This is a genomic window from Micromonospora sp. RTBAU3-60 (assembly GCF_054963695.1).
On record NZ_JBUEGB010000074.1, the window covers coordinates 22773 to 31318 of the forward strand.

Consider the following 8546-nt stretch of genomic DNA (forward strand, 5'->3'; position numbering starts at 1 on the left):
ACCGGTGGCGGGCGGCTCCGACGCGGAACCACCGCACGCAGCGCTGCGACCCGCAGCCGTCCGGCGAGTGGAACAGCAAGCGTCGGTGGAGCAGCCCGGCCGAGGGGAGGGGATCGGATGGCTGAAGACCTGGGGTCGACGGTGCCACGCCGGCAGCTCGGGCGGACGCTGCGGGAGCTGCGGACCGAGGCGCGGATGACGCTGGACGGCGCGGCGCAGGCGTTGCAGTGCAGCCGGCAGAAGGTGTGGCGGATCGAGACGGGCCTGAGCGCAGTGCGTGGGCTGGACGTGCGGGGGATGTGCGAGCTGTACGCCGCCACTCCTGAGCTGGCCGGCGCCCTGGTCGCCCTGGCCGGGGAGACGAGGGCGAAGGGCTGGTGGCACTCGTACGGCGACACGATCCCCGACTGGTTCGAGCTGTATGTCGGCCTGGAGTCCGCCGCGTGCCGGCTGCGCGAGCACGACGACGCGCTGGTCCCCGGGCTGTTGCAGACCCGGGCGTACGCGACCGCCGTCTGCCAGCACCGGCCGGGCCTGACCGAGGACGAGCGGGAGCGCCTGGTCGAGGTACGGCTGCAACGGCAGGCTCTCCTGCGGCGGCGGCTGCCTCCGCCGCCCTGGTTCGACGTCATGGTCTCCGAGGCGGTGCTGCTGCGCGTCGTCGGCAGCCCGGCGACGATGGCGGAGCAGCTACGGCACCTGGTGGAGGTGAGCCGCCTGCCGCACGTGTCGATCCGGGTCCTGCCGCTCGCCGCCGGCCTGCATTACGGTGCCGTCGCGGGCGCGTTCGTGGTGCTCGACTTCCCGCTCGGCAACCGCGTCGAGCCGGAACCGTCGGTCGTCTATAGCGAGTCGCTGACCGGCGCGCTCTACCTGGACCGGAAGGAAGAGCTTGCCGCGTACGAGGACGTCTGGGCCAGCCTCGACTCGCTGGCCCTGGACCAGGACCAGTCCCGACACCTAATCGGGAAGATTAGGCATGAGGTTCACCATGGTTGACCTGACCGGCGCAAGCTGGCGTACCAGCAGCCGCAGTGGCGACAATGGCGGCAACTGCGTCGAGGTCGCCCACAACCCGTCCGGCGTCGTCGCCGTACGTGACAGCAAGGACCGCAGTGGTCCGGTACTCATCTTCACCCCCGGTTCCTGGGCCGCGTTCGTCCGAGCGGCCCCGTCGTCGCGCTGGTGAGCGAAGCGGTTGCGGTCTGCTGCACGGAACCGTTCGTGCTCAGCGTCCTCGCCATCGCGGGGCTGCTCGGCCGCTGGTCGTTGGGCTCTGGGGTTTGACCTGGAGTGTGCACCGCCGCCAGGACGTAGCCAACGCGCCGTTGTTGCCGCTCGAGCCCTTGGTGCCTTGACAGTAAGCCTCGTTGACGGCCACCGAGCCAGCGGGTAGATCCGCGTGGAGGGCTCGAGCAGCATTCGCAGCCGGAAAGGAGGCTCGGACTACCCGGGAAACGGGCGCTCGTCGGTAACGCGTCGGTCCCGGACACTCGCGGGCCGGTCCCCGGACCGCCTTTGCCGGTCCACGTGACCACTGCCGCGGTCCGGGACCCCGTCCTCGCGGTCCCTGGCCCGGGCCGGCCAGCGCTCGGCGGTCCCGGGCGCTGTTCGCGGTCCCGGACCGGCTACGGCGGGCAAGACCCCGGTCCGGGTACGCGGCCCGGGCATTGCCGCTCTGGTCCGGGCCGCCCGGACCGCCGCTCAAGCCTTGACCGCTCCCGGCATCGCTGTCCCGCAAGGCCCTCAGCCGGCAGCTACATGCGGACGGGCAACAGCTGTCCACATGCCTAGGTGCCCTCGTGCGCGTCCTGCCCGCCGGAGTCACCCCACCCGACCACCCCTACGCCTGCCGGGTGAGGCGGGATGCCGCGCGGCAGGACCACGATCCGTGATTCCGGTCAGACTGTGCCGTCCCGCTGCGGGGGAGTGAGCGGCTCTGTCAGCAAGCCCCGTCGCCTGACGGGATCTGACGCGACCTCACAGGACCTGACCCGATCTGGCAGGACCTGACCCGACGGGTGGGCTAACAGCTGGTCTGCATTGAACTCGAGGCGGTTCAGCTGGGCGCCGCTGTTAGCCCTGACAGGGGCTGACAACAGTGCAGCAGCGGTGCCTTCCCGCGGGCTGTCGCCGTGGCGTGCGGGCGATGCGGCGACGCGTGCCAGCGGTCGACAGGGGCAGTTTTGGGCGCTTGTCGCGGCCGAGCCCAGCTCTGTGGATGTCAGCCCGCGTGTGGAGGCTCGGCTGGGTGCGGCATTGGGGGCTCGGTTGGGGGCGTCGGCGAGTCGAGGCCCCAGACGAGCGCTGCCGATCTGCCCTGTCAGGTGGTTGAGCTGCGAAAACCTGACCCGATACGAACCCGTCAGCAAGATCAACCTGTCCCGACTCTCTATTGTTTTTTATCCCCCGGGGCTTTTACGCGCCCCGGGGATCGAGTTCGCTCCAGATGGCGAGGTGATCGCCGGGCCGGAGTTCCGGACGCTGGAAGCGGCGTGGATCGAGGGGGTCGCCGCGATGGCCCGTGCGGGCGCCCGAGTCATCGTCGATGAGGCGCGGTCGGGGATGCCCCAGAACGGACAGGCGACCGCGACGATGCCGAATGCGGCCGGGTTGCGTGTCGACTGTCGGCTTCACTGACCGTGATGGTTACGGGATCGGCACAATGGCGCGACGCGATCTTGGTAGGACATGCCGGATCAGGTAGCGTGCCCTGTCACATCGCTAGTGCACAACCCTGGCTGCCCGTCACAGGGGGCTGAATCGGAGGGACGCAGCGTGACTTTCCCCAGCGCAGTCCGCAGGGCTGGACTCATGGTGGCGATCGCCGCCCTCGCCGTGAGCGGCGGATGCGCCAAGAAGGACGAGGGCGAGGTCCAGGCGGGCGGCGTCAAGCTCATCGAGAAGGGCAAGCTGACCGTCTGCACCCACCTGCCGTACGCGCCGTTCCAGTCGAAGGATGCCAGCGGCAAGATCGTCGGGTTCGACGTCGACGTGATGGACCTGGTCGCCAAGGAGCTGGGCGTCGAGCAGTCGATCGTCGACACCCCGTTCGAGGGGATCAAGTCGGGCCAGGATCTGAACACCGGCAAGTGCGACGTGGCCGCCGCTGGCATGACGATCACCGAGGAACGGCAGAAGGTGATGAACTTCTCCGATCCGTACTTCGACGCAACTCAGGCACTGCTGGTCAAGACCGGCAAGTCGTACAAGTCGCTCGACGACCTCAAGGGCAAGAAGCTCGGGATCCAGGCGTCGACCACGGGCCGTGACTACGCCAAGAAGTTCGAGCAGGAGAAGGGCCTGCAGCTCGTCGAGTTCGAGGACGTCGCCGCCCTGCAGCAGGCCCTCGCCAACGGCCAGGTCGAGGCCGCCATCAACGACCTGCCGGTCTGGACCGAGTACATCAAGAAGAACCCGGGCGGGTTCGAGGTGACCGCGGAGTTCGACACCGGCGAGCATTACGGGTTCTCGGTGAAGAAGGATGACAACCCGGAGCTGCTCAAGAAGATCAACGAGGTGCTGACCAAGTCCAAGCAGGACGGCACCTACGACAAGATCTACGAGAAGTGGATCGGCAAGCAGCCGGCCAAGTGATCGAACCTCATGGCAGGAGGGCGCGCGCCCGGCGCGCGCCCTCCACGTGGGCAAGGAGCATCGAACCGTGAAGCTGCGACGGCGCCAGCGAGAGCGGCTGTCCCTCTGGCTCCAGTACCTGGCCTTCGTCGCCGTCGTCGCCGCGGTGATCTACGCCGCCGACTGGGGCCGGCTGAAACAGGCGTTCTTCCGCGTCGACATCATCGAGTCGATGTTCCCGACGATCATCACCGTCGCGCTGCGCAACACGATCCTCTACACCCTGGGTGCCTTCGCCTTCGGCCTCGTGTTCGGCACCCTCCTCGCGCTGATGCGGCTGTCCCGGGTTGCTCCGTACCGCTGGGTGGCGACGGCATACATCGAACTGTTCCGGGGACTGCCCGCGCTGCTCGTGCTCTTCCTCGTCGGGTACGGCATCCCCATCGCCTTCCCAGAGCGGGAGATTCCGGGCGGCGTGTTCGGTTCGATCGCGATCGGTCTCGGGTTGACCGCCGCGGCGTACATGGCGGAGACCATCCGCGCCGGCATCCAGGCCGTGCCGAAGGGACAGATGGAGGCGGCGCGCACCCTCGGCATGTCGCACTTCACCGCGATGCGCACCATCGTCATCCCGCAGGCGTTCCGGATCGTGATCCCGCCGCTGACAAACGAACTCATCCTGCTCACCAAGGACTCGTCGCTCGCCTACGTGCTCGGCGTGACGGCGCAGACCATCGAGATCACCAAGTTCGGTCGGGACACGCTGAACGACCGGGTGAACGCCACCCCGCTGCTGGTGGCCGGCTTCACCTACCTGATCATCACCCTGCCCCTGTCGCAGGTGGTGCGACGCCTCGAACTCCGCTACGCCAAGGCTCGGTGATCCACATGACGACGACTCAGTCCCGGCCCGCCGTCGAGATCCGTGACCTGCACAAGTCCTTCGGCCCGATCGAAGTGCTCAAGGGCATCGACTTCGAGGTCGGTCACGGCGAGGTGGTCTGCGTCATCGGGCCGTCCGGTTCCGGCAAGTCGACGCTGCTGCGCTGCGTCAACCTCCTCGAGGAGCCGACCGCCGGCAAGATCTGGGTGAACGGTATCGAGGTGACCGACCCGGACGTCGAGATCGACTCGGTACGCCGCGGCATCGGAATGGTCTTCCAGTCGTTCAACCTCTTCCCGCATCTGACCGTGCTCGACAACCTCACCATCGCCCAGCGCCGGGTGCTCCGGCGCGGCCGCGCCGAGGCCGAGCGGATCGCGCGGGACAACCTGGATCGGGTCGGCCTGACCGACAAGGCCAAGGCGTTTCCGGCCCAGCTCTCCGGCGGGCAGCAGCAGCGGGTGGCGATCGCCCGCTCGCTGTCGATGGACCCCAAGCTGATGCTCTTCGACGAGCCGACCTCCGCACTCGATCCGGAACTCGTCGGCGACGTGCTCACCGTCATGCGCAAGCTCGCTGAGGAGGGCATGACGATGATGGTGGTCACCCACGAGATGGCGTTCGCCCGGGACGTCGCCGACCGCGTCGTGTTCATGGACGGCGGCGTCGTAGTCGAGCAGGGCCCGCCGCAGGAGGTGCTCGGCGCGCCGCGGCACGAACGGACCCGCTCCTTCCTGTCCCGGGTCCTCGACCCGGCCCATGTCGCGCAGCTCGGCCAGCCCGACCAGTTCCCGGAGCCCGCGGGGTTGCCTCGCCTGCCGGCCGACGACCGCCACAACCTGTGACGATCACGACGTCATGCGACCGACCCGACTCGGACGGATTCGCGTGGGAGCAGGCATGAGGATCGCGGTCACCGGGGGCACCGGTCGGGTCGGCGGCCAGGTGGTGCGACTGCTGGCCGCCGAGGGACGGCACGACGTCATCCCGCTGTCGAGTCGTACCGCACCGTACGACGACCCTGCGGCGCTGCGCGTGGCGCCGGACGGGGTCGACACGCTGGTGTTCGTGTCCAGTGATGACGGGGCCGCGCGGGTGGTCGTCCACCACCACAACGTCCTGGACCCGCGATCCAGCGCGGGGTCCGGCACGTGGTGCTGCTCAGCGGCTTGGACGTCGCTCTGAACTCCCCGTTCTGCTACGCGTTCACCAACGGCGACACCGAGCGGCTGCTCCGCGCCCCCGGCCTCCCGTACTCCATCGTGCGCGCCGACCTGTTCACCGAGTTCTTCCTCGGCTTGGTCCGGCAGGTCGGCGCGAGCGGCGCCGACCAGACGGTCGCGCTCCCGGCCGCCGACGGCCGCGTCTCCCTCGTCACACGAAGCGACGTGGCGCGTTGCCTGGCCGCCCTGGCCCTGCGCGAACCCACCAACGCGCACTACGACGTGACGGGGCCGGAGAGCCTCACCGTCGAGGCGATCGCCTCGGCCGTCGGGTACCGGTACGCCGACGCCGCGCCGGCCGACTTCGCCGGCGCCCTGCTGCGCCTCGGCGAGGAGCCGTGGTGGACCTACGCGTACACAAGCATGTTCGAGTCCATCCGCCAGGGCCGGGCAGCGACCTCCGACGCGGTCACCGAACTGACCGGCCGCGCACCGGCCTCCCTCGAGGACGTGCTCAACGGCACGAGCCGCAGTTCAGGAACCGCCGCCTGAGAGCGCGAGGCGGGTCTCGGCCAACCGGGAGATCGCAGCGCAGAAACGCTGGGGTCGCCCCGGGATGCGCTGATCGGTCCCGCGCGACGACTGAATCGCCAAGCCGTTCAGCGATGTGATCTCGGTCGTCATCTGGCGTCTCTCCCTGATCGGGCACTTTCGTGCCGGTGGCTGCCGCCGAATCGGCGTGTACGACAGGAGGCCGGCTTTCGTCCTAGGCTGAATCTCGCACGTGATGGACAGGAGGCTGAGATGGCCGGGAACGCGCTGACCGAGACGATGGTGACTGAGGTGATGGCCGAGCTGGCTGAGCTCGAGGACCCGAGGACACGCGAGGTGAACGAGAGACACGGTGACGATCACGGTGTGAACCTCAGCAAGCTGCGCGCACTCGCGAAGCGGCTGAAGACGCAGCAGGAACTCGCGTGCCAGCTCTGGAAGAAGGATGACACCGCGGCGAGACTGCTGGCGATCCTGATCTGCCGCCCGAAGGCGTTTGAGCGTGACGAGTTGGACGTCATGTTGCGCGAGGCGCGTACACCGAAGGTTCACGACTGGCTCGTGAACTACGTGGTGAAGAAGAACCCGCGCTCCGAAGAGCTGCGCCTGGCCTGGTCCGCCGATCCGGATCCAGTGGTCGCGAGTGCCGGCTGGGCGCTGACCACCGAACGCGTGACGAAGAAGCCCGAGGGTCTCGACCTCGCCGGACTGCTCGATGTCATCGAGGCGGAGATGAAGGAGGCCCCGGATCGCCTGCAGTGGGCGATGAACGAGTGCCTGGGTCATATCGGGATTGAGCATGCCGAGCACCGCGCCCGTGCAATCGACATCGGCGAGCGCCTGGAGGTGCTCAAGGACTATCCGACTTCCCCGGGCTGCACGTCTCCGTTCGCGCCCATCTGGATCACCGAGATGGTGCGCCGCCGGCACGACAAGTAGGAAGGCCGCGCTCGCGCTCGTGCCGCTACGTTCTGAGAACCCGGTACCCGATACGAACACTTGTTGAGATCAGCTCACCGAATGTATCTCTACTGTGGCCGCACGGCCGACGAGTTATCGGTTCGCAGATTGTTGGAAGGGCCCTCGCTTTCTCAGTAGGCAGTGACACGACTCAGCCGAAAGACCAATCGGGGAGCGTGCTCGATGCGGACCGAACCGTCGATATGGCAACAGCTCACCGTGAACTGATGAACAGGAAGAGGAGAAAGAAGTTGACCAAGAACAGCCCCCAGAGGAAGAGCACGAGGGTCAGGCCCATGCCCGTCCGGCCCGCGTAGAGGTTGCCTACGCCGAATATGCCGAGGAGCCCGAGCGCCAGTTGCAGGGCGACCGCGACGCCGGCCGACTTCTGCGGTACCACGGGCACCGGGAACGCGGCGTGAATCGGGGCGGGGAGCGGCTGGCCGTACGGGTCCTAATAGGTCACGGGCGCAAGTATGATTTCGACGATCAGGCGGAGTAACCCGCCGATCGGTCTCATCGCTAGGACTTGCGGACGGGTGTCCACCTTTTGGCCGCGTTCACAAACTCACCCCAGATGCTCGGCACGAAGATCAGCGCTGGCCCGGCCGGGGCCTTGGAGTCGCGTATGGCGACGATGCCGGGGAGGTTGGTGGCGACCTCGACGCAATCCCCACCGTTGCCGCCGCTGCGGGTGCTCTTGCGCCACACGGCGCCGGTCAGGTCAGTCATGCCGCAACTCCCCAGTGATCCTCTTGATCATGTCGATCGATTCTGAATTGCTGAGGGCGAGCGCATCCAGCCCCTTCCAGACGCGTTCATAGGTGGTCAGTTCGTCGGCCTTGTCGAGGTAGAGCGCGCCGGTTAGCGACTCGCTGTACACGATCGAGGGCTCGGGTGCCACTCGGCCGCCCTTGGCGGGCGGGAAGTCGAGGATCACGAAGGAGCCGGCCACCGCGCCGGGCTGCGGACCCGCAGCCAGCGGGAGCACCCTGATGGAGGCGTTCGGCAGGCCGGACAGTTTGATGAGGTGGTCGAGCTGGGCCTGCATGACTCCCGGCCCTCCGACAGTCCGCCTGAGGACCGCCTCGGAGAGTACCTGGGATACCTGCGGCGCCGCCGGCAGTTGGCGCGTCAGCAAAGACTGTCGTTGCAACCGAACCTCGACCGCTCGCTCCCGGTCTTCCTCGCTTGCCTGCGGGCGGTCAAGTCGGTAGATGGCCTGCGCGTACTTACGGGTCTGGAACAGACCGGGGATAAGGGACTCGTCGTAGCGCCGCAGGTGGGCGGCGGCGGATTCCAGGCCGACGTACAGCTCGAACCAGCTCGGCACCGCGTCTCCGTACGCGTGCCACCAGCCCTTCGACTTCGTCTCCGCGGCCAGCCCCTTCATCGCCTCGGTTATCTCTTCC

At 67.9% G+C, this 8546-nt stretch carries 13 protein-coding genes; 9 read left to right on the forward strand and 4 right to left on the reverse strand.

The annotated features are described in order from the left end of the window. Window positions 1-117: 117 nt before the first annotated feature. The 8 genes from ACY34I_RS34765 (at window position 118) to ACY34I_RS34800 (ending at window position 6174) form a co-directional block, all read left to right on the forward strand. Entirely contained in the window at window positions 118-999 is an 882-nt protein-coding gene (locus tag ACY34I_RS34765) for a helix-turn-helix domain-containing protein (protein WP_462759393.1), read from the forward strand. Beyond that, the gene (locus ACY34I_RS34770) at window positions 992-1189 is read left to right on the forward strand and encodes a DUF397 domain-containing protein (RefSeq protein WP_462759394.1); all 198 of its coding nucleotides are present in this window, start codon (window positions 992-994) and stop codon (window positions 1187-1189) included. Before ACY34I_RS34765 ends, ACY34I_RS34770 begins: the two co-directional genes overlap by 8 nt. A 1142-nt stretch (window positions 1190-2331) precedes the next feature. Then, window positions 2332-2640: a phosphotransferase-like protein gene (locus tag ACY34I_RS34775; RefSeq protein ID WP_462759395.1), complete on the forward strand. Its 309-nt coding sequence runs from the start codon at window positions 2332-2334 to the stop codon at window positions 2638-2640. A 138-nt stretch (window positions 2641-2778) separates the two neighbouring features. Continuing rightward, the gene (locus ACY34I_RS34780) at window positions 2779-3597 is read left to right on the forward strand and encodes a basic amino acid ABC transporter substrate-binding protein (protein ID WP_462759396.1); all 819 of its coding nucleotides are present in this window, start codon (window positions 2779-2781) and stop codon (window positions 3595-3597) included. 67 nt (window positions 3598-3664) lie between these two features. After that, window positions 3665-4459 (forward strand): amino acid ABC transporter permease, encoded by a 795-nt coding sequence (locus tag ACY34I_RS34785; RefSeq protein WP_462759397.1) that lies wholly within the window; start codon window positions 3665-3667, stop codon window positions 4457-4459. Between the two features lie 5 nt (window positions 4460-4464). Continuing rightward, the gene (locus tag ACY34I_RS34790; protein WP_462759398.1) at window positions 4465-5304 is read left to right on the forward strand and encodes an amino acid ABC transporter ATP-binding protein; all 840 of its coding nucleotides are present in this window, start codon (window positions 4465-4467) and stop codon (window positions 5302-5304) included. Window positions 5305-5359: 55 nt separating this feature from the next. Next, window positions 5360-5644, forward strand: a complete 285-nt coding sequence (locus ACY34I_RS34795) for a hypothetical protein (protein WP_462759399.1) — start codon at window positions 5360-5362, stop codon at window positions 5642-5644. Beyond that, window positions 5629-6174, forward strand: a complete 546-nt coding sequence (locus tag ACY34I_RS34800; protein WP_462759400.1) for a Rossmann-fold NAD(P)-binding domain-containing protein — start codon at window positions 5629-5631, stop codon at window positions 6172-6174. Before ACY34I_RS34795 ends, ACY34I_RS34800 begins: the two co-directional genes overlap by 16 nt. Here ACY34I_RS34800 and ACY34I_RS34805 read toward each other — a convergent pair. Beyond that, a complete protein-coding gene (locus tag ACY34I_RS34805) occupies window positions 6157-6306 on the reverse strand; it encodes a hypothetical protein (RefSeq protein ID WP_462759401.1) in 150 nt (49 codons plus the stop codon). The genes ACY34I_RS34800 and ACY34I_RS34805 overlap by 18 nt on opposite strands. A 120-nt stretch (window positions 6307-6426) precedes the next feature. On the opposite strand from ACY34I_RS34805, the gene ACY34I_RS34810 reads away from it, so the two are divergent. Then, window positions 6427-7113: a DNA alkylation repair protein gene (locus tag ACY34I_RS34810; RefSeq protein WP_462759402.1), complete on the forward strand. Its 687-nt coding sequence runs from the start codon at window positions 6427-6429 to the stop codon at window positions 7111-7113. 235 nt (window positions 7114-7348) lie between these two features. Here ACY34I_RS34810 and ACY34I_RS34815 read toward each other — a convergent pair whose 3' ends face one another. The 3 genes from ACY34I_RS34815 to ACY34I_RS34825 all read right to left on the reverse strand — a co-directional run. Then, the gene (locus ACY34I_RS34815) at window positions 7349-7534 is read right to left on the reverse strand and encodes a hypothetical protein (protein WP_462759403.1); all 186 of its coding nucleotides are present in this window, start codon (window positions 7532-7534) and stop codon (window positions 7349-7351) included. A gap of 122 nt (window positions 7535-7656) precedes the next feature. After that, entirely contained in the window at window positions 7657-7866 is a 210-nt protein-coding gene (locus ACY34I_RS34820) for a DUF397 domain-containing protein (RefSeq protein WP_462759404.1), read from the reverse strand. Next, a partial coding sequence (locus ACY34I_RS34825) for a DUF5753 domain-containing protein (RefSeq protein WP_462759405.1) occupies window positions 7859-8546 on the reverse strand: 688 nt, incomplete at its 5' end. The genes ACY34I_RS34825 and ACY34I_RS34820, both read right to left, overlap by 8 nt.

Bases quoted from the DNA above. Each gene is read 5' to 3' on its own strand.
- ACY34I_RS34810 (WP_462759402.1), top strand. From the start codon at position 6,427: ATGGCCGGGAACGCGCTGACCGAGACGATGGTGACTGAGGTGATGGCC.
- ACY34I_RS34805 (WP_462759401.1), bottom strand. From the start codon at position 6,306: ATGACGACCGAGATCACATCGCTGAACGGCTTGGCGATTCAGTCGTCG.
- ACY34I_RS34820 (WP_462759404.1), bottom strand. From the start codon at position 7,866: ATGACTGACCTGACCGGCGCCGTGTGGCGCAAGAGCACCCGCAGCGGC.
- ACY34I_RS34770 (WP_462759394.1), top strand. From the start codon at position 992: ATGGTTGACCTGACCGGCGCAAGCTGGCGTACCAGCAGCCGCAGTGGC.
- ACY34I_RS34765 (WP_462759393.1), top strand. From the start codon at position 118: ATGGCTGAAGACCTGGGGTCGACGGTGCCACGCCGGCAGCTCGGGCGG.
- ACY34I_RS34790 (WP_462759398.1), top strand. From the start codon at position 4,465: ATGACGACGACTCAGTCCCGGCCCGCCGTCGAGATCCGTGACCTGCAC.
- ACY34I_RS34795 (WP_462759399.1), top strand. From the start codon at position 5,360: ATGAGGATCGCGGTCACCGGGGGCACCGGTCGGGTCGGCGGCCAGGTG.